Origin of the sequence: Bacillus sp. FJAT-27225, from assembly GCF_001685025.1 — a bacterium.
Lineage (GTDB): Bacteria > Bacillota > Bacilli > Bacillales > Cytobacillaceae > Bacillus_D.
In genome coordinates, this window is record NZ_MAYU01000022.1 from 157,817 (window position 1) to 180,507 (window position 22,691).

The 22,691-nt window shown below is 42.1% G+C and carries 26 protein-coding genes; 7 read left to right on the top strand and 19 right to left on the bottom strand.

Features of this window, described 5'->3' with window-relative positions:
* Window positions 1-183 precede the first annotated feature (183 nt).
* Both A8F94_RS16885 and A8F94_RS16890 read left to right on the top strand, forming a co-directional pair.
* Window positions 184-996 (top strand): MOSC domain-containing protein, encoded by an 813-nt coding sequence (locus A8F94_RS16885; protein WP_066202894.1) that lies wholly within the window; start codon window positions 184-186, stop codon window positions 994-996.
* A gap of 169 nt (window positions 997-1,165) precedes the next feature.
* Window positions 1,166-2,584, top strand: coding sequence for a PQQ-dependent sugar dehydrogenase (locus A8F94_RS16890; RefSeq protein ID WP_066202896.1), 1,419 nt, complete (start codon window positions 1,166-1,168; stop codon window positions 2,582-2,584).
* Between the two features lie 53 nt (window positions 2,585-2,637).
* Here A8F94_RS16890 and A8F94_RS16895 read toward each other — a convergent pair whose 3' ends face one another.
* The 3 genes from A8F94_RS16895 to A8F94_RS16905 all read right to left on the bottom strand — a co-directional run bounded on the left by A8F94_RS16895 (window position 2,638) and on the right by A8F94_RS16905 (window position 4,585).
* Window positions 2,638-2,856 carry a hypothetical protein gene (locus A8F94_RS16895; protein ID WP_066202899.1) on the bottom strand — a complete coding sequence of 73 codons (219 nt, stop codon included), beginning with the start codon at window positions 2,854-2,856 and terminating at the stop codon, window positions 2,638-2,640.
* A gap of 130 nt (window positions 2,857-2,986) precedes the next feature.
* Complete coding sequence (locus A8F94_RS16900) at window positions 2,987-3,235, bottom strand: hypothetical protein (protein ID WP_066202902.1); 249 nt, start codon at window positions 3,233-3,235, stop codon at window positions 2,987-2,989.
* Between the two features lie 225 nt (window positions 3,236-3,460).
* Window positions 3,461-4,585, bottom strand: a complete 1,125-nt coding sequence (locus tag A8F94_RS16905; protein ID WP_254660885.1) for a thermonuclease family protein — start codon at window positions 4,583-4,585, stop codon at window positions 3,461-3,463.
* Between the two features lie 150 nt (window positions 4,586-4,735).
* Between A8F94_RS16905 and fosB the strand changes: the two genes are divergently transcribed.
* Window positions 4,736-5,158 (top strand): metallothiol transferase FosB, encoded by a 423-nt coding sequence (fosB, locus tag A8F94_RS16910; protein WP_066202907.1) that lies wholly within the window; start codon window positions 4,736-4,738, stop codon window positions 5,156-5,158.
* A 265-nt stretch (window positions 5,159-5,423) separates the two neighbouring features.
* On the opposite strand, the gene A8F94_RS16915 is transcribed toward fosB, so the two are convergent.
* The 7 genes from A8F94_RS16915 to A8F94_RS16940 all read right to left on the bottom strand — a co-directional run bounded on the left by A8F94_RS16915 (window position 5,424) and on the right by A8F94_RS16940 (window position 10,901).
* Window positions 5,424-5,609: an aspartyl-phosphate phosphatase Spo0E family protein gene (locus tag A8F94_RS16915; protein WP_066202909.1), complete on the bottom strand. Its 186-nt coding sequence runs from the start codon at window positions 5,607-5,609 to the stop codon at window positions 5,424-5,426.
* Between the two features lie 81 nt (window positions 5,610-5,690).
* The gene (locus A8F94_RS16920) at window positions 5,691-6,290 is read right to left on the bottom strand and encodes a TetR/AcrR family transcriptional regulator (RefSeq protein WP_066202912.1); all 600 of its coding nucleotides are present in this window, start codon (window positions 6,288-6,290) and stop codon (window positions 5,691-5,693) included.
* A gap of 10 nt (window positions 6,291-6,300) precedes the next feature.
* The gene (locus A8F94_RS16925; protein WP_066202915.1) at window positions 6,301-7,008 is read right to left on the bottom strand and encodes an MBL fold metallo-hydrolase; all 708 of its coding nucleotides are present in this window, start codon (window positions 7,006-7,008) and stop codon (window positions 6,301-6,303) included.
* 172 nt (window positions 7,009-7,180) lie between these two features.
* Window positions 7,181-8,176, bottom strand: a complete 996-nt coding sequence (locus tag A8F94_RS16930) for a VanW family protein (RefSeq protein ID WP_077247788.1) — start codon at window positions 8,174-8,176, stop codon at window positions 7,181-7,183.
* Window positions 8,177-8,358: 182 nt separating this feature from the next.
* The gene (locus A8F94_RS16935; RefSeq protein WP_066202921.1) at window positions 8,359-9,630 is read right to left on the bottom strand and encodes a sensor histidine kinase; all 1,272 of its coding nucleotides are present in this window, start codon (window positions 9,628-9,630) and stop codon (window positions 8,359-8,361) included.
* Window positions 9,631-9,805: 175 nt separating this feature from the next.
* Complete coding sequence (locus A8F94_RS25845; protein WP_175384453.1) at window positions 9,806-9,943, bottom strand: hypothetical protein; 138 nt, start codon at window positions 9,941-9,943, stop codon at window positions 9,806-9,808.
* A gap of 142 nt (window positions 9,944-10,085) precedes the next feature.
* Window positions 10,086-10,901 carry a YitT family protein gene (locus tag A8F94_RS16940; protein ID WP_441294205.1) on the bottom strand — a complete coding sequence of 272 codons (816 nt, stop codon included), beginning with the start codon at window positions 10,899-10,901 and terminating at the stop codon, window positions 10,086-10,088.
* 339 nt (window positions 10,902-11,240) lie between these two features.
* Between A8F94_RS16940 and A8F94_RS16945 the strand changes: the two genes are divergently transcribed.
* Window positions 11,241-12,722 (top strand): alanine/glycine:cation symporter family protein, encoded by a 1,482-nt coding sequence (locus A8F94_RS16945; RefSeq protein ID WP_066202927.1) that lies wholly within the window; start codon window positions 11,241-11,243, stop codon window positions 12,720-12,722.
* A 184-nt stretch (window positions 12,723-12,906) separates the two neighbouring features.
* Here the strand turns inward: A8F94_RS16945 and A8F94_RS26400 are convergent, their stop codons facing one another.
* From A8F94_RS26400 to A8F94_RS16955, 3 genes are all read right to left on the bottom strand, one after another.
* Window positions 12,907-13,029: a hypothetical protein gene (locus A8F94_RS26400; protein ID WP_302621318.1), complete on the bottom strand. Its 123-nt coding sequence runs from the start codon at window positions 13,027-13,029 to the stop codon at window positions 12,907-12,909.
* A 150-nt stretch (window positions 13,030-13,179) separates the two neighbouring features.
* Window positions 13,180-13,905, bottom strand: coding sequence for a GTP pyrophosphokinase (locus tag A8F94_RS16950; RefSeq protein WP_066202931.1), 726 nt, complete (start codon window positions 13,903-13,905; stop codon window positions 13,180-13,182).
* A 394-nt stretch (window positions 13,906-14,299) separates the two neighbouring features.
* The gene (locus A8F94_RS16955; protein ID WP_066202933.1) at window positions 14,300-14,806 is read right to left on the bottom strand and encodes a MarR family winged helix-turn-helix transcriptional regulator; all 507 of its coding nucleotides are present in this window, start codon (window positions 14,804-14,806) and stop codon (window positions 14,300-14,302) included.
* Window positions 14,807-15,214: 408 nt separating this feature from the next.
* Here A8F94_RS16955 and A8F94_RS16960 point away from each other — a divergent pair, with 408 nt between their 5' ends.
* Both A8F94_RS16960 and A8F94_RS16965 read left to right on the top strand, forming a co-directional pair.
* On the top strand, window positions 15,215-15,616 hold the full coding sequence (locus tag A8F94_RS16960; RefSeq protein ID WP_066202936.1) for a hypothetical protein: 402 nt from the start codon (window positions 15,215-15,217) through the stop codon (window positions 15,614-15,616).
* A 145-nt stretch (window positions 15,617-15,761) separates the two neighbouring features.
* Window positions 15,762-16,484 (top strand): suppressor of fused domain protein, encoded by a 723-nt coding sequence (locus A8F94_RS16965; protein ID WP_066202939.1) that lies wholly within the window; start codon window positions 15,762-15,764, stop codon window positions 16,482-16,484.
* Between the two features lie 76 nt (window positions 16,485-16,560).
* Here the strand turns inward: A8F94_RS16965 and A8F94_RS16970 are convergent, their stop codons facing one another.
* From A8F94_RS16970 to A8F94_RS16990, 5 genes are all read right to left on the bottom strand, one after another.
* Window positions 16,561-17,115, bottom strand: coding sequence for a nitroreductase family protein (locus A8F94_RS16970; RefSeq protein WP_066202941.1), 555 nt, complete (start codon window positions 17,113-17,115; stop codon window positions 16,561-16,563).
* A 224-nt stretch (window positions 17,116-17,339) separates the two neighbouring features.
* Window positions 17,340-18,743, bottom strand: a complete 1,404-nt coding sequence (locus A8F94_RS16975; protein ID WP_066202944.1) for a M28 family peptidase — start codon at window positions 18,741-18,743, stop codon at window positions 17,340-17,342.
* Window positions 18,744-19,107: 364 nt separating this feature from the next.
* A complete protein-coding gene (locus A8F94_RS16980; protein ID WP_066202947.1) occupies window positions 19,108-19,830 on the bottom strand; it encodes an amino acid ABC transporter ATP-binding protein in 723 nt (240 codons plus the stop codon).
* Entirely contained in the window at window positions 19,805-20,536 is a 732-nt protein-coding gene (locus A8F94_RS16985; RefSeq protein ID WP_066202950.1) for an amino acid ABC transporter permease, read from the bottom strand. Before A8F94_RS16985 ends, A8F94_RS16980 begins: the two co-directional genes overlap by 26 nt.
* A 17-nt stretch (window positions 20,537-20,553) precedes the next feature.
* Window positions 20,554-21,327: a basic amino acid ABC transporter substrate-binding protein gene (locus tag A8F94_RS16990; RefSeq protein WP_066202952.1), complete on the bottom strand. Its 774-nt coding sequence runs from the start codon at window positions 21,325-21,327 to the stop codon at window positions 20,554-20,556.
* 180 nt (window positions 21,328-21,507) lie between these two features.
* Here A8F94_RS16990 and A8F94_RS16995 point away from each other — a divergent pair, with 180 nt between their 5' ends.
* The gene (locus A8F94_RS16995) at window positions 21,508-21,927 is read left to right on the top strand and encodes an RDD family protein (RefSeq protein ID WP_066204028.1); all 420 of its coding nucleotides are present in this window, start codon (window positions 21,508-21,510) and stop codon (window positions 21,925-21,927) included.
* A gap of 44 nt (window positions 21,928-21,971) precedes the next feature.
* Here A8F94_RS16995 and A8F94_RS17000 read toward each other — a convergent pair whose 3' ends face one another.
* Window positions 21,972-22,661, bottom strand: a complete 690-nt coding sequence (locus tag A8F94_RS17000) for a DUF3888 domain-containing protein (protein WP_066202954.1) — start codon at window positions 22,659-22,661, stop codon at window positions 21,972-21,974.
* Window positions 22,662-22,691: the final 30 nt, after the last annotated feature.

Genomic DNA, 22,691 nt, shown 5'->3' on the forward strand with positions numbered 1-22,691 from the left:
TTACACCTCAAGCGCATCATTTTTTTCTACTATCTAAAAAAGAATTCAACAAAAATAGTGTGATTCCTCCCTTGCCCTTCTTATCCTTCACTGACGATTGACTTATGCCATTGCCCCTTTTTCTTTGTTTAAAATTTCGGAAAACAATATACTAACGATAAAGACATACGAAAAGGAAGGGTGATGAATGTGACAGCCGCTAAGGTTGCTTCTCTTTGGCGATATCCAGTTAAGTCCATGATGGGAGAAGAGTTGAATGCTTGCGAGGTTACGGAAAAGGGATTATTAGGTGACAGAGCGTATGGTATCATCGACAATGAAACTGGCAAACTTGCAAATGCAAAAAATCCAAAAAAATGGCCAACCATGTTTCAGTACCGGGCAAAGTTTATTGACCCGCCCCAGAAGGATGCCGCAACTCCTCCAGTAAGAATTACACTTCCCGACGGCAGCTGGATTGATAGCACGGATGAGGAAAAAGATAAATGGCTATCAGAAAGTTTTAATCGGAATGTTCATTTGTCTACTCCATCAGCATTGGATGTCCAGTTTGAAGGATATATTCCAGAAGAAATTGAGGAACTGGACAACAAAGGCACGATCTTCACAAGAACTTCGCCTGAAAATACCTTCTTTGACATTGATTTCGTACACATCATTACCACTTCGACAATTAATTATGTGAGGAAACTCGCGCCAGAAAGCCGATTTGAACCTCGCCGCTTCAGGCCAAACATAATCATTGAAGTTCCGGATGTTGAAGGCTTTGTGGAAAATGATTGGGTAGGCAGGACCTTAACAATCGGCGATGTACAACTTAAAATTTCCCAAGAGACAAAGCGCTGTGTCATGACGACATTGGCACAGGGTGATCTTCCAAAGGATTCTGATGTACTAAGGACGATTGCCAGAAATAACGCTGGGAGCTTCGGAGTTTATGCTTCAGTTGTAAAACCCGGCAGTATAAAAATTGGGGACACTATTGAATTTAAATAGTGCCAATCATACATCAGAAGTGGGTTTCTATGATGGACTGCTATTATTGCAGTCTTTTTTATTTTGTCATGAAAAAAAGTCCTTTCTCCATTCTTCACCCCAAAAGAGCATGATTACACCCGTTCTCATCATATTCTATAAAAAGCGAATATGAAGGAGGGTCATAGTAGTGAAAAACGTGAAGGTTCGTTTACGTCCGATTATCAGTGGTATTAATCTGCCCACAGTTGTGAAAACAACTGTACTTCCAGGTGATTCTATCGAACGATTATTTATTGCAACCCAGACGGGAGAAATCATTCACATAGGTAACGGAAGTGCCAAAACCTTTTTGGATATTCGCTCGCGAATTATAAAACTGGGTGCAGCCGGTGGCTATGATGAACGGGGATTGCTTGGGATGGCGTTTCATCCCCATTTTTATTCGAACGGATTGTTTTATCTTCATTATTCAGTAGCTGGAACACAAGGCCCGGGTGCCCTATCAGAATCCTATACTCCTAATCCGTGTGATCCAAGGTCTTTAAACCTTAAGTGGGAAAATAGAGAAGCTCGCTATGACCATATTGATACAGTTGAAGAATGGAGTTTACAATCAAATGGCCAGCCTCAAAGGCGAAGGACAATACTAAATGTAAGACGGCCTTTTTTTAATCATAACGGGGTAAATAGCTTGAGCTTTTCACCTGAAACAGGAAGGCTTGTTTTAACAACCGGAGATGGCGGTTCCGGCTATGATCCCTTTAATCTAGCCCAGGATGACATGGAAATCGCCGGAAAAATACTTGAAATAGATGTTAGTAAAAATACATTCATCCCTAATCCGCCAGTCGCCACACGTTTTCATGAACTTCCCGCTGCCACCCAGGAAACACTTACGGTTATTGTTAAAGGGGTTCGCAATATACCAGGCATTTCTTTTCAAAGGCTTTACAATCAAACTATTAAATATGTAGGAAATGTAGGCCAGGATTTCGCAGAGTCGATTTTTTCATTTATTCGCTATAAACCGCTACCGGTTACTCAGCTTGTGCAGGAGTATTTAATGAAAACTGCTCTAAATCAAGAAGGAGTTATCAACCTGGGATGGCGAGGCTGGGAAGGTGCGTTCCCTACACCAGTTAGTCGGGGCTGCCAATCAAATCCATCTTTGGATGAAAAAACAATCGCTTTTTTCAATGATGCAGCGGCTGTCTTAACAAGGCGTCTGCCTCCTATAACAACCTATTTTCATAAAGATTCCCGGCCTGGTAAGTTTGGAGGAACTGCACTTACAGGAGTGCAAAGCTATATCGGAAATGCACTCCCAGATCTAACGGGGAGTGTTGTGTTTACTGACCTTGCCATGAGGCAAGCTTCCCAATCCCCGGCCAGAGGGGTTTTGGCTTATACGAGGGCGAGAATGGATGGGAAGCTGAATGATTATGGCATCATTGAAACTGATTATAACTTTGGATCCCAATCAGCAAATTATGTTAGTTTGGGAGCCAACCAGGATCAATCCAGACTGTTTTTAGGAGTCCATGGCTCTACGAGAGTTACTGATTATAACCAGGGAACTGTCTTTGAGATTATTGCAGATTTTTAAAATTGATAGACCTTCGTCATCAGCCGACGAGGGTCTTTGCTTTGAAAAAACAGTCATTTTTTCTTCTTATTAATCCCATGTCTTTTATCAGCAGCACTTACTATAAATAAGGTAGCAATAAACCAAATAGGAACCCCCACAACCATCTGAGTCCATGGACCAATATTGAAGAAAAGAGATAATAAATATAACAATAATGAACTTACCAGGATTAACGTTATCCCTATCGCAAATCCTATCCTTTCAGGAATTGCATTCAATTTATCCCGCAACCTATCTTCCTCCCCATTCTTTAAAACTATCATACCAGACTAATCAAATAGTTTTTGTAAAGACTTCAAAATAAAAAAAACAAAAGGTGCGTTAATCCTTTTTGGGTCAGCGCACCTAGAGTGATATCTTTTATTTAAGCTCCCACTGGTCTACATAAAAAGGAATAAAGGCGACATCTTTACGGCCATTAAGTTGATTATAGTCAATTACTTTGTAGCCTAAGCCTATATAGACTTTCGTTCCCCCATCTTTATAAACATCTTTTAGCATGGAAAACTCCGGCGGCTTATCCGCCTTAGCGAGAAAGTAGTCCCTTCCTCCCATCATTACGGCCGCCACTATTAAAAGCGAACCGAGTACCCCCCTATACCGTCTCATCTACTCCCACCTCTACGCTCTAACCTTACCTTATTACTTTCTGGAAACCAGGGGAAAATCCTGCTCTAAAGTTTAAATACCATATGAGGTTAAACCGATATACTGATTTTATCCTAAGCAGCGACAACGGCTTAAATCAAATGACAGACTTGTCAGGAAGGTGTGAAGTAATAAAAAAAGGCTATATGTCCATGTGCTGGACATATAGCCTTTTTGGTAGTATTATCAGCGCTCACACGCAAAATTGTCTTTGTCGCGGTCCATTTTTGCCTGGTAGGCTGGATGGGTGGACGGGACTCCATTCGGGTAGACTTTTCTAAGTTCGGTACAGTTTGCGAAATTTTCCTGGCCACCTGTGGCAGGTGCTGGCTGCTTGGCAGGTGCTGGCTGCTTTGAAGCTGCCGGTTTGCTGGAAGACGATTGTTTTGAGTCAAGGTCGCCTTTAGTCGTGCCTTCCGATCCATATGCCCATAAGCCTTTCCCGGCCTGGCGCGCTTCCCGTGCAAATTTCACAAAAAACTCACTGTACTTCACATCCGGCGGATACGTCGATGGCTCAGCATATCCGTTCAACACTAAATCTGCGTTGAACATTTTAGCGCGGATTTCCTTTTCGTTCATATCATTTGAAGGTACTCCAAGCCAAATTATACGCAAGTAACGGCCATAGCGATCAGTGTCGCTCACATCTTTTTGGATGTAGACGGTTTTTCCGCTAAGTTTTGACTTCGTGTAATTGCTAGCTTCTTTTCCGTATGTTTCATGCCGGTTCGTTGATTCAGGCGTATTGACGCCGACAAGGCGAATTTTTCTTCCGTCTGTAAGTTCTACTGTATCACCGTCAACTACGCGGCCAATGGTGACCTTTTCAAGGGCCATTGCGGCCATTGCGGCTTTGCTTGCCTCTTCCGCAGCTTTTGCTTTGGCCTCGGCTTCAGCCTTTGCCTTCGCTTCTGCCTCTGCTTTGGCTTTGGCTTCCGCCTCAGCTTTAGCCTTGTCTTCTGCTTCGGCTTTTGCTTTTGCCTCCGCTTCAGCTTTTTCTGCTTCTGCTTGCGCCTTTTCTTCAGCTTCTTTTTCCGCCTCGGCAGCAGAAAGCTTTTCTTCGTCTCTATCTGCTTTCTTTTCTTCTACTTTCGGTTTGGCAGCTGCTTCTTCTGGCGCTGGTCCCCCTGAGCAGCCTACTAAAATAAAGGTCAGCAGCAAACCCGTGCTAATCAGGAGCCCTGGCCGTTTAAAATAGGCCTTCCCTTTCCCCTTTTGGATGCTGAACCATGTACCAGCAGCATATATCAAGACACCGATGAAAGCCACTAGCACAACAAATGCCATCAGTAACAAGATTGTTTTCAAATCCTTACTCCCCCTCAATAATTTACCATTATAATTATATCAACTATAAAAAAAGTATAAAGAGGGAAAATTCCTCATGGGAGGAATAAAAAGGAATTATTATTGGGTAGGTAAGGTAAAAACGATCTTGCATGGGATGGGAGCAGATGTATGACTATTAAGGGATTAAATCATTTTCTTTTTTCAGTAAGCGATTTAGAACAGTCAATTACATTTTACCAAGATGTATTTTGTGCTCGGCTGCTGGTCAAAGGAAGGAGCACAGCATACTTCGATTTGGCAGGGATGTGGCTGGGATTGAATGTGGAGAAGGATATTCCGAGGAATGAGATCCGGGAATCGTATACACATATAGCGTTCTCGGTAGATGAAGCCGATTTTGAAGAGTTGATTGAAAGGCTGAAGCTGCTCGGAGTCGAAATCCTGCCGGGACGCGAGCGTGATGAGCGGGATAAGCGCTCCGTTTATTTTGCAGATCCCGACGGCCATAAATTTGAATTTCATACTGGGACGCTTGATGATCGGTTGGAGTATTATAGAAAAGAAAAGGGTCATATGGAGTTTTATGAATGAATTATTGATTATTAGTTAATTTAGTTTTTTGATACATGGGGATGTAGCAGCAGATTAGATTGGTAACGTTTTGAGTTCTAAAAACATACAAAATGTAACCAATAGACTGTATTGGTAACGTTTTGGGCACTGGAACCATTTGAAATGTGCCCAATAAACTGATTAGACACGCTTTCCTGTTAGCTAAATAGTCGAAAGCTCTTTAACCCAATAAAAAGAGGGGATATCTCCCCTCTTTTTACATGTTCGTCCTCGTGTATTCTTCCTAACTTACCTTGGAATTTTCTTTAAGTAATTGATATTGATAAATGTAATAGTCCAATTCCTGGCTGATTTCAAGGGATTGGTTACTCTTTATTCCATAGTCTTGGCTTGCGGTGATCATTTCTTTCCTCAAGTATTCTATATAGGTATGGAGTTCTGAAGGAGTGAAAATGCGGGATGTTTTCATGATATATCCCCTACTTTCAGCAGTTGTTTCTATTATTATAACAGTTAGAACTGAGGAAAATACCGCCTTTATTTGAAGACTTTATGGCATATTCAGTGACCAATCCTCCCCATTCATCTCATCAATCCCTTTAAGGAAGGATTTAAGAATGAGCCTCAAACTAAGATCCGTATCCAATACCATTCCAAATCCGCCCTTTTGTTCAAGAGAAGAAAATCCATGCAAGATGCTTCGCAGCCCTCGTACAGCATGTAAAACACTTTCTCCTTCCAGGCCATAGGCCGTAAGAACACGTTTTGTCAGGTCGACGATTTTATCTCCAATCTTGTGGAACTCTTCATTATTGATATTTCTTGGAGACAATGTAGCTTCATATAAACCTGGATGTTTCCGGGCGAATTCAATATACGCTTTTGCAAGGCTCATCACAGCCTCTTCTCCAGCAAGGCCGACTGCCTCACTTGCCAGAGATTCATATAAACGTTTGATTCCATACAGAGCCAAATTTTCCTGCAGCCCTGACAAGCCATCAAAATGATTATATAAAGAGGGGGGCCGTATATTCAGTTCTTTCGCGAGATTTGCAAGAGTAACCTCTGCGACTCCGGCTTCATCCGCAATCTTTACCGCAGTCTCTAAAATTGTTGTTAAATCTAGCGCTTGTTTTGGTCTAGGTGACATACTTTCGCTCCTACATTATCATTTTTTCAAATCTTCGAATAACCTCTTCCATATGTCCTACAGGATTCTTGAGCAATTCGCCATGCCCCGTGGCAAGGAGGGACGGTTCTAGTTTGCATAGTTTTCTCGCGCTTTTCAAGGCCGATGACCTGCTCCATGTCCCGAATGCAGGAAAAGGAAACAGCAGTCTTTTGTCACCTGCAACGGCCAGACCGGCTCTTGTTTGGAATGCATCTCCTGAAATCAAAGCTTGGCTGCGGGTATCAAAAAAAGACATTGAGCCGGGGGTATGCCCTGGTGTCTCCACAGCGAGGAGTGAACCAACCCGGTCTCCTTCTTTTAACAGCAAATCCGCCCTTGTTTTCACACTTTTAGGTATGCCACCCTTGATTGGTGTTTGCTCTTCCTGTGGATCGAGTGACCGGTCTCCATTCAGTATTCTTGAATCTCTCTCCGAAATATACACAAGAGCATCTGGAAAAGAAGCTTTGATGATGTCGAGTGCCCCTACATGGTCTTCATGGGCATGAGTAAGAACAATGCTGGTTATTGGTTTGCCAATTGACCCTGCCGCTTTCAAAATTCCTTTTGCAGAGAATGGCATGGCTGCATCCACCAGCGTCAAACCAGCTTCCTCTTCTATAAGATAACAATTTACTGGAAAAAGCCTCGGAAGGGTTGTTAACTGAATTAAATTTCCTTCTTGGATCACTCTCATTTTATCCCGCCCCTTTAAAACTAATATGATTAGTTTTATTTTAACTAATCATATTAGTTTTTGCAATATGTAAATCTAGAATTTTTTAACAAAAAAACACTCTAAAAAATCAGAGTGTTTTTGTACCGACCCATAATTCCTCTTTATTTTTCGATTCAACCTGCTAAACCAGTTACACCCGTTTCTTAATGGCGTCCTTAAATTTGTTGGCAGTCCTGATTTCGACGGTCAAAGCGCCTTTTTTCATAACAGTCTTCACGAGGAACGGGGCGCCGCTTGTATTTAAGAAACGGAAATCAAGTCCCCCATAGGAAACCGTTGCGTCCCTTCCCTGTGGAACGTAGCCGACGTTAAGGGAGTGATGGTGCCACTCAACATAATCGACTCCAAGTTGGTCCACTGCATTGAAAAGAGTGGAAGATGTTTGGCAAATGCCACCGCCGATCCCCATGACCAGCTTTTTGTTTACGATTTCCTTGGCAGGCTGATAGCCATGGGCTTCGTCACTAGGGCCGACCTCAGTATTGAACGAAAAATGATCTCCGACTCCAACGATCAGATTATTAATTGCCTTGGCGGACAATTCAATATTTTTGGTTCTGCCGGCAACACTGCTATCAAAATAGGTCGTATACGAGGCGACAAGAACTTCATTCAATTGGGCTGCATCTTCGGCAGCATAGCTATTGGCGTTCGTGATAACTGGTAAAACGACATCCCCGCCGGTTGCCGAGGCCTTCAGCACACTCTCGACCAATTCGGCTTCTTCCAGGATGACTCGCTGCTCTCCCTTAATGATTTGTCCATCGGGGCCTATCCGGTCAAGCGTTCCGCGTTTGTCATAGCCAGGCTTACCCTCTGTCCCCGCAGCAAGCTCCCTTGCCCATTTTTCAAGATTCTTTTTGTATTCATCGTTGTTTTTTCCATAACCCATTTCTTCAGGAATAAAGGCATGGATGGCATAGCTCTTTGCTGGATCCTTTATATAAATGACTGTTGGTTGTTTAACGGGTTCTTTTACAGGTGCTTCCGGCTTTTGTTCAGCCTTCCTGTCTACTGCGTTCACTTTCTTCGGCTGCTTGCTCACTTCCACTCCATCCGTACATCCGGCCAAGCCTATGAAACTACAAATCAACAACACAGATACTCCTTTTGTTAGCTTCAACATAATCCCCCATACTCTTTTTTCTATGCTCTTTTGCATGCGCAAAAAAGCTACCTACGTATTATATTCTGTTCTTGATAAAAGATTTCCTCTTTCTTTATATGAAACAAATTCCGACAAAAAATGTTTTTTTCAACCGATTTTTACATTTTAAATTTAATTGGGCCACTATGTTTCTGTGAATTCTATTCTCCGATAGGAACCTCTTGTTCTATTAGGAGTGGGAAATGCAAAATAAAACTAGTTCCCTGCCCTGGTTTGCTTTCAACAAAAACCTTCCCATTCATAGAGTGTACAATACTATAAACAACCATCATTCCAAGACCCGTTCCGTTTTTTCCCTTTAAAGAAAAATATGGTTCTCCCAGTCTCTCGATTTGTTTACGTTCCATCCCCACACCCGTATCAGAAATGCGGATCTCACCAATATTGCCCTTCACTTGGGATTGTACGGTTAATGTACCGCCATTTTCCTCCATTGCTTCTATTGCATTTTTTACGATATTTAAAATACATTGATGAAACAATTGGCGTTCACCTTTTACCTTCATTTCCTGGTTAAGGCTCGTATGCACGAGTACTGAATTCATATTTGCAAGAGGATGAATGACCTCAATAATATGCAGTATTTCTCTACTTACATCCAACACTTCCATTTTATTCGAGGCCGGTTTAGCGAACGTCAGATAATCAGTAATGATTCTTTCGGCACGTTCAAGTTCAGTTTTCGCCAATGAGATAAATTCCCTCTTTTTATCAACAGGATAATCGTCGTTCTCCAGTATTTGAAGGAATCCTTTCGTTACTGTTAAAGGATTGCGGATTTCATGAGAGATGGAAGCAGCGAGGTGGCTTACAATTTCAAGTTTTTCAGAACGTTGAATTCTTTTTTTGATGGCAATCGAATTGCGTACCCATTCCAGGGCGTATATTAAAATCAGGATGCTTGCCCCATAGAAGGAAACAATTAAAAAATCATAGCCTGTTGTATAATTAAAGATGTACTGTATAAGTTTCATCCCGGAATAACCTACTAAAATGACGGCGCAGCTTGTCATTGCTAATTTCTTGCGAAGCCGCCATTTATGGTAGTGTTTGGATAAAATATAAATGACAATGCTTTCAATCATGACCATGATTGTATTTGCCATCGCTTCGTCCGGTGAATAGACCATGATATAACCAATCGCAAATGCCGATAATATCGGCAAGGTCAAACTTCCCCCATATAACCCTCCGATCAGAATTACGGTATGGCGCAAATCCATCATAAACATCCCATTTATTTGGACAGTAAAGATAAAATTGACGAATAATGCCAATGCAAAAGACACCGTATAAACCAAACTCCTGCTCTGCTTAGAATATTCCTTGGTATCCAGCAGCATCTCCGTAAAGACTGTAATCAGCAGAATCAATAGTAGGTCAATCATTAGCATTTCAAATGTATTGAACATGAATAAGTCCCCTACTAGAAAATAGTTTCTCTTTTCATTATATTTCCTATTTAGTTATCCAGATAGTGGTAGGGGAAACATTTTTAAATAATTTATCGAATTCTGTATGCTTCACGAGCGACTGAGAGTTAGAGCAATACACCTCTCCGGCAATAGAATTTGCCACGTGAGGAAGCTAGTCCTTCAACTTTGAAATCTTCTTCGTGATTTCATTAATTTCCTTCTCGACCTCGTAGAGATTTTTCTGTATTCGATCCCTTCTAGCTGTTAGTACACTCAGCTGCTCTTTAAGTTCCTCTTTATTTTCAGCCATTTAACTTTCCTCCATTGATGGTCTTTTGTTAGAAATCCTTCTTTATTTTGTATATCATCGTCTATTTATATGACGAATTGCTCGTTTTTTTAAATAAAAAAATGCGTTATTCATGTCCTTGAATAACGCATCAGCTTTAATTTTAATGAATATCCCGCTTTCGGAAGTTTCCACCCTTTACTTCTGCCACATCATAAACAGTAATGAACGCCTGTGGATCGATTTCATTAATAATATCCTTCATTTTGCTATCCTCAAGACGGTTGATAACACATGTGATTTCCTTGAATCTCTCGTTGGAATATCCGCCTTCAACCATTTTCAATGTCGAACCTCGCCCCAGCCGGTCACGGATCGTCTCAACCATTTCCTCGGGTTTATTGGTAATAATTTTAAAGGTTTTCGCACCACTTAACCCTTCTTCAACAATATGGATAACTTTGGATGCAATAAAATAGGCAATACCGGACAAAAATGCCCCCTTCAGGCCGAATACGGTCGAAACGACAATAAAGACAAACATGTTGAGGAATAAAATGAAATCGCTCGTCCCAAATGGGAGTCTCCGGGAAAGGAGGACAGCTAGCATATCAATTCCGTCGAGGGCACCGCCATTCCTAAGTGCCAAACCCATCCCAAAGCCAATGATGATTCCGCCCACTACCGTTATTAATAGCGTATCTCCTTGGATAATCGTCGGAATATGGTGCATGATGCTTGTCCCGACTGCAAGTGACGAAATCCCAATGACCGAGTTTAGCGCAAAGCTCCTGCCGATTTGTTTATAACCCAAGTAGACGAACGGTATATTTAACAGTGCAATCAATACTCCAAGTTGAATCCCCATTAACTGTGAACCAACAATGCTGAGGCCGGTCACTCCGCCATCCGATACGCTATTAGGGATTAAGACGGCTTCGAGTCCGTACGCTGTGATAAATCCGCCAATAATAATCATCAATACCCGTGCTATTTTTATCAATTTTCTTGGTTGGTGCTTCGTTTCTGAGTTCAAACTATTTCCCCCTGCCCAATGCCTTACCATACTTTTTTTGTAAAAATTTATCTCTTAAAAGACTATCAATAATATGGCCTTCATTCAATAGTGAGTTTTGGAGTATTAATCCAGATTACTGTGTGGGTATGTAGACCCAGTGGATTAGTTTAATACTTTTGCAGAATTTTCTCGAAATAGTTTTAGTTTCAAGTATTAAGGGTAATTGTCACTATTATTCGACAATCTTCCCGGCAAAATAGGAAAGTTGGGAACTATACATATGTTAAAAGGTGGGATTCTGTGGAGGAATTAGTTACATGGCTGAATGGGTACATTTGGAGTCCTTGGTTGGTTTTTGGATTTTTAGGTATAGGACTGATGTATACGATCCTGACCCGTTTTGTCCAAATTCGTTTTTTAAAGGATATGATTAAGCTAACCTTTGATGGAGACGGTTCAAAAGCCGGCGTTTCATCCTTCCAGGCATTGGCGATGTCCTTGGGAAGCAGGGTTGGTACTGGGAATATAGCGGGTGTAGCAACCGCAATCGCATTCGGCGGACCTGGGGCTGTCTTTTGGATGTGGGTGGCTGCGCTATTGGGAAGTGCTACTTCGTTTATTGAAATCACTCTAACACAGGTTTATAAAAGGAAAATCGATGGCCAATATCGTGGAGGAACTCCTTTTTACATAGAAAAAGGCTTAAAGATGAAGTGGTTCGCAGGTGTCTCAGCGGTCTTGATCTTAATTGTCATGAGTCTTTTGTGGCCAGGGATTCAAGCAAATACGATAGCGTTGACTATGGATAACACATTTGGAATACCACCTGCAGTCACAGGGGCTGTAGTTGTTTTGTTACTCGGGATAATTATTTTTGGCGGTGTAAAGCGAATCGCCAAGTCGGCTGAGGTCATGGTGCCGTTCATGGCGATTGGCTATATCGTCATGTCTCTCATTATTATTGGCATGAATTATTCACAAATTCCTGACGTGCTCTCATTAATTTTCACAAGTGCCTTTAACTTGAATTCGACATTTGGAGGATTGATGGGTTCTGCGATTGCCTGGGGTGTTCAAAGAGGAGTTTACTCGAATGGAGCCGGCTTAGGCAGTGAAACATTTGAAGCGGGTGCCGCAGAAGTTTCCCACCCTGCAAAACAGGGACTCGTACAGGCATTCTCAGTTTACATAGACACTCTTATTATCTGCCCTGCAACAGCATTCATGATTCTGATTACCGGTATGTATGATGTAAAGCCAGAAGGAATGGCTCCAATCACAAATAAACTAGGAAATACAGACCCTGCTATCTATACACAGCTTGCTGTCGACTCGGTTCTGCCACGTTTCGGTTTGGCCTTCCTTGCTATTTCATTGTTCTTCTTCTGTTTTACAACTCTTTTATCTTATTATTATAAAGCAGAGACAAACCTCGCATTCCTTTTAAGCAGTAAAAAGATAAAAGCAAATTGGCCAACTCACCTCTTGAAAATCGTCCTGATGGCAGCTGCCTTCTATGGAAGTATTAAATCCGCATCTGCCGTTTGGGCAATTGGTGATTTAGGAATGGGAACAATGGCGTGGGTAAACCTCACTGTGATTTTGCTCTTAACCAAACCTGCTTTGAAAGTCCTTAAAGACTATGTAAGGCAAAGAAAAGCCGGGAAAGACCCAGTTTTCAAACCTGAGAAGGTCGGTATTGAAGGCGCGGATTTTTGGGAGGAAAAGTATAAAGAGCCGAAACGCACTAAAATTAATCAAAGAAAAACGATTTCAGTCTAATAATTTCGTATACACAATGAGCTCAGAGCCTTTTGATGGCCTGAGCTTTTGTATTGTCTCTTACCATTGAAGATATTTAAGAATTGGTTGAAACCATTTCAAGAAAACCAAACAAAAGAGGCCCGGTGCTTTCGAGAAGCATCGGGCCATTTACGTTTATGGATGCAGGGATAAATCCTCTGCTTTATTTTTTCGTTTCAATAATACGGACCAACTGTTCAATAATGTCGTTGAGCTTCATGCTGCTAGTGTTTCTGCCCAAAATCGTTGACGTCTTTTCAATTAAAACTTTCTCTTGCTCAGTCATGGTACCCTCCAAAAATAAAGCTTTCTTACAACTAGATTTTCTCATAAAAAATCAATTCTGCATAGGGACTTTTGTCGGTTTTTGTAAAAAAATCATCATTTTTTGGTTTAACCAAGGTTTAAGTGGGTAAAAGGTCCAGTTATTGTCTCTTCATTTCTTTCCACTTAGCAGGAAATTTTCAACAAGAAAAGGAATTTCTGCTAGCGTATTGTTGCTGCCATTCAGCTTCATTTCGTCTAGTTCATTTTTTTCCTTAACCAGTTTAATTTCTTCATTAATTCTTTGCATTTTCTGGTCCAGCATGCTGGCCGCTGTTGCTGCTTCTTTCAGTTCCTGGAGCAGATCGTCTGGAACGTCCTTGTTGTACTTGTAGAAAATCTTGTGTTCCAGGCTTGCCCAGAAGTCCATTGCAATCGTCCTTATTTGGATTTCAACGGGGACGTGCTCTACCCGGTCGGACATAAAAATCGGTATTTCAATGATCAGATGCAAGCTGCGATAGCCATTGGGCTTTGGATTTTGGATATAATCCTTGGTTTCCACTACTGTAATATCCTTTTGCTTTTGCAGCATTTCGCTGACTTTGTAGATATCAGGAACAAAGGAACAGGTAATTCTGATTCCCGCAATGTCACGGATATGCTCCTTGATGGATGGCAGGCTTAACTCAAGTTTTTTTCGCATCACCTTTTTAATAATGCGTTCTGGCGATTTGACTCTCGATGTTACATGTTCAATTGGACTATAGTCGTGGATGAATTGAAATTCTTCCCTCAGGATATTGATTTTTGTTTCCACTTCATCGACCGCGAACTTATATGCCATCATGAACCTGGTCAAATCTGTTTTTAAGTTTTTTAAATCATGTAGATTCATTTTTTACACTCCAAGATTCTTAGTTCGAATTGTATTATTTAGATTGAAATTAACATGTTCAAAATAGGTCTGTTGATTTCCGTTCCACAAAGGGAAGCTTCTTAGAATTTTCATCGCAGGGACAGGCGTCCTTTGCCTGTCACGAGGCGCTTCGCTTTCCGCGGGGCGTGCGGTGAGCCTCCTCGCCGCCGATGGCGTCTGTGGGGTCACACCTGTCACGCTGCTCCCGCAGGAGTCTTCGCGCCTTCCTCTTCAATCAACAGGACTACAATAAATAATTTTTCAAGTTCAAAATATATAATTCCAAATCGCAAAATTAACGTTCAATGTCGCTGAATTATTGAGTCAATCAGGATGCTTCCTCAAACTGACTGTTGTAAAAAAGCCAGACATACTACCTATCCTTGGATTGAGTTGATGGAAAAAACAGAATATCGAATGACTCGGTCATAACCATACCGTCCGTCTCCATTTTTTCTTTAACTGCATTGACAAATAAACGCATTCCTTGCTCTACAGTATCCTGCTCATCTGGTGATAATAGGCTTAACGCATCACTTACAGCCCGTTTGACCGGCTTTGTTGAACTCTCTTTAATCCCCTTTAGGATTCTTTCGCTTACAGAAATGTTCACGGAGCGTTTGTCGGCCGGATTGGGAGTTTTCAATAAAATCCCCTTGGCTGACAAGCGTTCCACTATATCCGAAACAGTGCTTTGGGTCATCCGTAAATTTTGGGTCAGCTGTTTAATTGTTATGGACTGATTTACGAGCACTTCAGCTATGACTTTTAACTGGGGAGCTGTAAGGCCGTGCTCCTCGGCATGCCTTTGGATGCTCTTCATTAAATAGCGATGCAAAAAATCAATTGATTCACGAATAAATTCTTCTCTGTTTACCATTATAAAGTCCCCTTCCAAAACGCCGGACAAGATATATCGTGTCCGATACATCCCATGCGATTTATCATATAACCATGGTTCGCTCTTGTCAATGGGTTGAGTGTTAAAGTGAGAGTTGGATCCGCAAACATAATGATGCATGAGAAGAGGCTGGTCCGTTTCAGCTAACCCGCGAAAGGATTTATCGACCCGGACATCTTTTTATGGAATCAGGACACATTTTTTGTTTTTCGAGACACATTTTTCGTTTTTCAGGACAAACCGAATTACACAGAAACAAGATATTCTCATAGTGAATCAGGACAACGTCTCAATAAAATAGTTCAAACGTTATTCATGCTAAACTGATTGAACATAATCGCCTCGGTTTCATAAAATAAACAAAAACTCTGCCAGGAGTTGTGTATTATGATGAACCAGGAAACTTTTGGGGAAGAACGTAATAATGGGAAAAGCGCAGAGGTCTTGCGTTATGAAAAAGAAGTGGCCCTCGGGTTATGGGTTCAGGTAGTCGGCCAACTTATCGAACTCAAAGGCTTAAGTGGGCTGCTTCAATTGGAGAAGGATGTGAACCTGACCGGTGAACAGCAAATATTAACGGGTGTCTCAATCAGAACAATCGGTCAGCTTCTGGAAGCTATCTCTGTTACGAAACAAATATATGAAACTGATATCCTTAGGCTTCTTCAGGAACAAAAGATTGCGATTGCCGGAGATATACTTGCGGCAATTGGTTCTGCCCTTGAAGCAGGTGGAGGGCTACAGGTGCTTAATGAAGAAAGTTCTGGAACTACTCGGATTGTTCCATAATTAAAAGAAAGGCTTGTTGCTTTGGAAGCAGCAAGCTTTTTTTTATGAAAAATGCAGATAATTTCATCATGCTGCAGGATAGCTTGGCTTAAAAAGAGAATTAAACTACACAGTAGTATTGTAAAAAATTTGAGGGGGTATGGGAATGTGGCCTTTTAAGAAAAAGAAAAAGGTGTCAGGATCCGGGGCACCTGTATATGAGTACGAATCACAGGAAACGAAGTTCGGAGGGGTAAGGGAATATGATTTTGAAGCTAAGGAAAAATTCGAGCAGCATATTGAAACCTATATAGGAAAACTTAATGCTGTTTTCCATGAGATTGTTTCAAATCTAGTCCATATTGATGTATATCATGTTGCACCAACTCCCGAAAAGCCATTTCACACATTAGTGACCCATGGGATGAGTGATTTGGCAATGAACGTCCCCCAAGGGGCTGAAGACTGGCGGTTTGCTGAATTGGTTTGCTTTTTGCCGGAGGAATACGATATTTCGGATGAGGGCTTTAATGATGAGCGTAATTATTGGCCGATTGGAAACATGAAGTTTTTAGCAAGATTTCCCCATGAGTATAATACCTGGCTGGCCTATGGCCATACGCTTCAGAACGGGAACCCGATTCAGCCCTTCATCGGTGGGACACAGTTGTGTGCGTCTCTATTAATTCCGCCGACTATCGTTGATGGCAAGTTTTTTTCATTGAAGGTTAGAAATGACAAGAACATTTTTATCTACAATGTCATGCCGATTTATAAGGAAGAAATGGACTATAAGATGGAGAATGGGATTGATAAGTTATGCAATCGGTTCGATCTCTATGGGGTGAATGATATTTATCATTTGAACAGGGTCAATACGTGTAAATAGCATGACTGGACGAATACAAACGGGCCTGGCACTATTAAATGATGTCAGGCCCGTTTGTTTTTTAAATGAAAAAATGCTATCTAATCCACTTTGTCACGTTCTGAAATGGATTCCTTTTTCCTTCAGGCAGGGCGCGTTTCGGATAGCCCAAATAAAGAAATCCGAGGACCTCCCCATTCTCTGACAGACGGAAAAATTCTTTCATTAACGAGTCATACGTTGGTGCACCTGTCCGCCAGTATCCCGCCAGACCCAGGCCATGTGCGGCCAAAAGCATATTTTGAATGCAGGCATAAACCGCGCCGTATTCTTCGAGTTGGACTACTTTGGGATTCGTTGCTGGTTCTGCTGCCACTGCGATAACGACCGGGGCACGATATGGTTTTTTTAATTCCTTGTCTAGCTTGGCTGAGTCGGCCTCCCCCTTCATTTCTGCAATTTTCCTAAAAACCTCTCCTAGTTGTTTTCTCCCCTCTTCCACTAGGACAAAGAAGCGCCAAGGCTCTGTCTTGAAATGGCTAGGGGCCCAGGTTCCTGCTTCAAGGATTTGTTCAATAATTGAATCTGGCACCGCCTCATCCTTCAAAAGCCCAAAGCTTCTTCTTGTTTTAATTGCTTCCAGCACATCCATCCGTTACTCCTCCCTCAATCTTAGTCGTTAGGGGTCTAATACAAATTTATTTTCAATAGGTAAAAGTTTATTCTTTCGCCTGCTAAACAATGAATAGCCTATAAAAATAGCTTGGCGCTATTGGAAGCACCAAGCAGGTGATAGGCAGCATACCTAAAGAGAAGGCTGCCCAAATGGACAGCCCTTTCGTTTTCTATTAAACTTCTTCTTTCCAAGGGAAAATTCTAAGCCCCAGGTGGGCGGTTTTCAAAGTCATAGTCAACTGGTTGTGGTGCTACTCTTGAATGAATTAATGCTGGCGTATCTGGTCGGGCGATTTGGTAAACAGAGGCACCAACGAGTTCTGCTGTTTCCTGCAGTTTGTTTTTATCGATCTTGTCAATCGTGTCAGCAGGTGTGTGGTACCATGGCTCGAGCGGCGAGTGAATAAATAATGCTGCGGGTATACCCAGGAGGTGGAAAGGCTCATGGTCGCTTCGTCCCAGTTGTCCATACGGAACGGCTTCCCCCAGTGCGGTTCTTGCACCTGCGGCTGAAGCAAGATCGGTTACGAGGTTCTTCTTGCCATCTATCGTATACATGATTAAACCGTTAGCCTTATTTTCACCGCCTGCATCTTTACTGCCGATCATATCCATTTGGAAGTGAGCAACTATGCGATCAGCTTCCTGTTCACTTAAGCTTCCTGCATAATGATAGGAACCTAACAGACCCGCTTCCTCTGCACCGAATGTAACGAAGCGAAGCTCAGAATCTATTGGCATATTGGCCATGACTCTTGCAAGCTCAAGGACAGCTGATACGCCGGAGGCATCATCATTTGCTCCTGGGCCATTTGCAACGGAATCATGGTGCGCACCGACCATGACAACTTGTCCAGTGTCTTTGTTCTTGTTTGGCTTCATTTTGGCAATCACGTTGTAGGAGATTTTCTCTTCAAGGCCTGATCCTGTTACTTTTATATGGGCTGTTATGGGACCATTTTTCAGTTGCTCTACAATTGATAATCCTTGGGCTCTAGTAATTGCTACCGCTGGGATGTTTTGACCGTACGCGGCTTGACCAAACCTGTTAGATGTACCAGAATTGTTATACATAACTACCCCGACAGCGCCTTTATCAAGTACATTTTGGATTTTTTCAACGAATGTGATATCACCGCGTTCGATTAAAGCAATTTTACCCTTTACACTGTCAGGCACTGTACCTAAAAATGCTTTGCCGACATCTACCAATTCTGCTGTTATCTCTCCACTAAATGAACCAGAGAGAACATAAGGATTCAAATTCTGTCCTCCAATTTCCACTAAGCCGCTGACATTATTTCGTATCACGGAATAGATTGGGAAAGGCTGCACCTCAGTTTCATAGCCATATTGTTTAAAATGGCTTTCTATGTAGTTTACACCTCTTAGTTCTCCCGGAGTACCAGCCTGACGAGGAACTTCTGATAAGTAGGCGATGTGATTATACATGTTGTCAGCACTTATCTTTTTGATGATCTTGTTGTCAAACGCAGCAGCCGCATTGGTGTTTGGAGTTCCTGCCTCCGGAGCTTTGGCATAAGCCCCATTGACACTTAGCATTAATCCTGCAGTAAGTAAAAGTGACATCGTTTTTTTCCGCAACTATTTTTCCTCCTTAAATATTAGTAGTAGTTACCATTAGTAGCCTACACTTATCTGAATTATTAGTAAATTTAAGTATTTTTACAAAATTCACCTTTTTATGAGATAAATGAAGACCATTTTACTAGTTAAAAGGAAGAAAATTATATAAGTATGTTATTAAATATAGAAATAAGGAAAAAAGATAAATCTAAGGTCCTATTAATTTACAATTAATAAGGATCTTAAAATGCAAGTTACATCCTAAAATCAGGCAAGTATCCTATGGAGTCAACAAAAAAACAGGCTTGATGCCTTATGGCACCAAGCCTGTTTTATGTCATCTTACGGGATTTCCGCCGGCAAATAAGAACGTCCCCTTTTGTTAGAGGACTTTGCCGAGGAAGGCTTTTGTGCGTTCGTGCTGGGGATTGCTGAAGAGGTCTTCAGGTTTTCCTTGTTCGACGATGTAACCGCCGTCCATGAAGACGACGCGGTCGGCTACTTCACGGGCGAAGCCCATTTCATGGGTGACGACGACCATGGTCATGCCTTCGAAGGCGAGCTGCTTCATAACGTCGAGTACTTCCTTGACCATTTCGGGATCAAGCGCGGAGGTCGGCTCGTCGAACAGCATGATCTTCGGCTTCATTGCCAGTGCCCTTGCAATGGCGACACGCTGCTGCTGGCCTCCTGACAGCTGTTCCGGATAGTTGTCGGCTTTCTCAAGCACACCAACCTTGTTGAGCAGCTCCAACGCCAGCTTCTCGGCTTCGGCTTTTGCCATGTTGCGTTTCAGGATTGGTGCCATTGTGATGTTTTCCAGGACAGTCATGTGCGGGAACAGATTGAATTGCTGAAAGACCATCCCTACCTCTGTACGGATTTCATTGATATTGGTGTCTGGGTCATTTACTTTTGTCCCCTCGATGTAAATGGTGCCATCTGTTATATCTTCCAGCAGGTTGATGCAGCGCAGGAAGGTACTTTTTCCAGAGCCTGATGGGCCAATCACGCAAACAACCTCTTTTTCATGGACATGATAATCGATTCCCTTTAACACTTCGAGCTTGCCAAAATACTTATGCAGGTTTTCCACTTTGATCATGAGCTAAAACCTGCCTTTCCTTTTTCTTGCGTGGATTGTAATGGTTGCTTGTACGCTTCTCCACGTATGCAATTAGTTTTGTAACGAGATAAGTTAAGATTAAATAAAGTACTGCTGCCATCAAATATGGCTCCCAGAAGCGTTGGTACACCCCTGCTACAATCTTGGCTGCGTAAAGGATATCATTCGCAGCGAGGACCGTTACAAGCGAGGAATCCTTCAACAATGCAATAAATTCATTTCCGAGCGGCGGGATCATTCGGCGGAACGCCTGTGGCAAAATGATTTTCCGCATTGCCTGATTATGGGTCAGCCCCAATGAACGGGCTGCCTCCATTTGTCCTTTATCAATCGACTGGATGCCGGCACGGATAATTTCAGCATTGTATGCGGCACAATTCAGAACTAGTGCAGTAATCCCTGAGACCATAAACCCGAACGATTGTCCGAAAATTGCCGGTATGACGGCCAGGTCGATAATAAGTATTTGCACGAGCAGGGGTGTGCCGCGGAACAGGTCGACATACAGCTTGCTTGGCCAATATATCAGTTTCCGTTTCGATGTCTCGCCAAGTCCAATCAGTACTCCAAGAATAATGCCGCCAATATAACCGCATATAGTCAAGACGATTGTAACCCAGATACCACGTATGAAGAATTCACGGTAGTTCCAGATGATGTCCCAGCGAAAATCAAGGATGTCCAACTGAAACACTCCCCCGCCTATTCAAGTTTTTGGCCTGTAATTTCTTCAAGTTTTCCATTTTCCTTGATCTTCTTCAGCCCTTCGTTCAGAAGGTCCAATACTTCCTTGTTTCCTTTCTTGACCATGAAACCATAGAATTCTTTTTCAAAACTAGGATCTTCAATGACCTTAAGCTTTGCATTCTTATTATTTTTCAAATATTCATAGACAACCGCATTATCGCCGATTGCTCCTTCTGTCGAGCCGTTAAGAACTTGCTGCATTGCGGCCGGCTGGCTTTCATAGGCCAAAATGTCAGGGTTGGATTTACCAAGTGCTTTCTGTGCCGCCTTATGCCCAGTTGTGTTGATTTGGACCGACACCTTCTTGCCTTTCAGGTCTTCGACGGATTTTACAGAGGAGTCTTCCTTTACAACAATAACGAGGTTTGCCTGATAATAAGGCTCTGTAAAGTCATAGGTTTCTTTTCTCTCATCGGTAATTGTGATGCCGGAAACCCCGAAGTCGAGTTCTCCATTCGTAATTTTCTGGAACAACGGCTCCCAGCCGACATTGTTCAATTCGTACTCGAACCCAGCCTCCTCTGCGACTGCCTTAAGCACATCAGGATCAATTCCGACGATTTCCCCTTTGTCATTCATGTACTCAAATGGTGCGAAGGCAGCTTCAGTACCCACTTTAAGCTTCTTCTCACCCGATCCAGATGTACTTGATTCATTGCTGCCGCAAGCTGCAAGAATAAGTGAAAACACAGTGATTAACACAATTGATATAATGCTTTTTCTTTTCATCCAGCCAATCCCCCTTTTTCTTTTGTCTTGCTTGAGTTTTATAGACATGTTAGCTGTTTAAATTATATAAAGTTCAGAATAGTATTTCAACATATAGTATTCAAAATTATCAAATTATTATAAACTAACACTATACGACAAATTACTACAGAAGGTGATGGGTTGAATACTGAATATGGATTGGCTGAATATGAGATTGCAGGATTTTGGAGAAGATTGTTTGCTGATTTATTGGATTCCCTTGTGTTGACTGTCCCGATAGGGTTTGTGATTGGATTGTTTACAGGGGATTTTTGGCCCATGGAGTGGGCTGATAACTACACCTGGAATATTGTGTATGCCTTGTATTGCACTATTCTGCCTGTGTATTGGAATGGATATGTCATTGGCAAAAGAATTCTTAACATTAGGGTTGCAAACCTTAACCAGGAAAAGCTTTCGTTCAAAACAATGATTCTTCGAGAGATTGTAGGCAAACACCTACTTGGTTATGTCACATTCGGAATATCCATCATTGTCAGTGCGTTTATGGTCGGTCTCCGCAGAGATAAGCGCGCAATTCATGATTTCATAGCAGGTACATATGTAGCAAAGGATTAGCATTTGAAAGAGCAACCGCGGATTTAGGCGATTGCTCTTTTTTATCAGCGAAATTGCAGCTTGGCTAGCTCCTCCTCAGGCACGGTTTCATGTTTGAAGTCAAGCAATTCGACTTCGCTCCCGCGGATTTTAAATGTCATTGTGTCCCTGCCATAAGGAGGATTATGCGGGCCCTCGAAAGTTTGAATTTGGACAGTAACAAGAAAATAATAGTTTTCACTGTCTTTTTCAATTTTTAGGATTTTCTCATCACCGCGGAACCAGAGCTTTGACTGGCCGTACTGTTTTTCCACTGCCTCACCTATTGGATCAAGAAGCCGGTCAATCAGCACTTCTTTTAAGAGTGATTTTGGGACAGGAATCCGGTCGATTTTTGTCCGTTTCACATCTTTAATTTCCCATATGTCTTTCAGCAGGCCGCTTGTCTGTTTCTCCACCTTGTACAGGACATTCGTTCCGTCTTTTTTCCAAAGATGTACATAGCCTTTGTTTCCTTTTGTATATAGGCGGGGTTCGTCAATCCACTCTTTTTCAAGCTGAAGTATTACAAAATACAAATGGGCTATTGGAGTGATTGTATGGCCAAGCTGATTGAAGGAGCCGAAAGAATGCTGCTCAAATCCGGTAAGGTCGACATCAAAATATGAATCCTTAGCTTTTCCGGAGGCCTCTGTTTGAATTGCGGCCTGAAGCAGAAGGAATAAAGCTGCGAATGCGAGTAACGTTTTTTTCATGGCTTCTCACCTCATTACATAGGGTGTGAA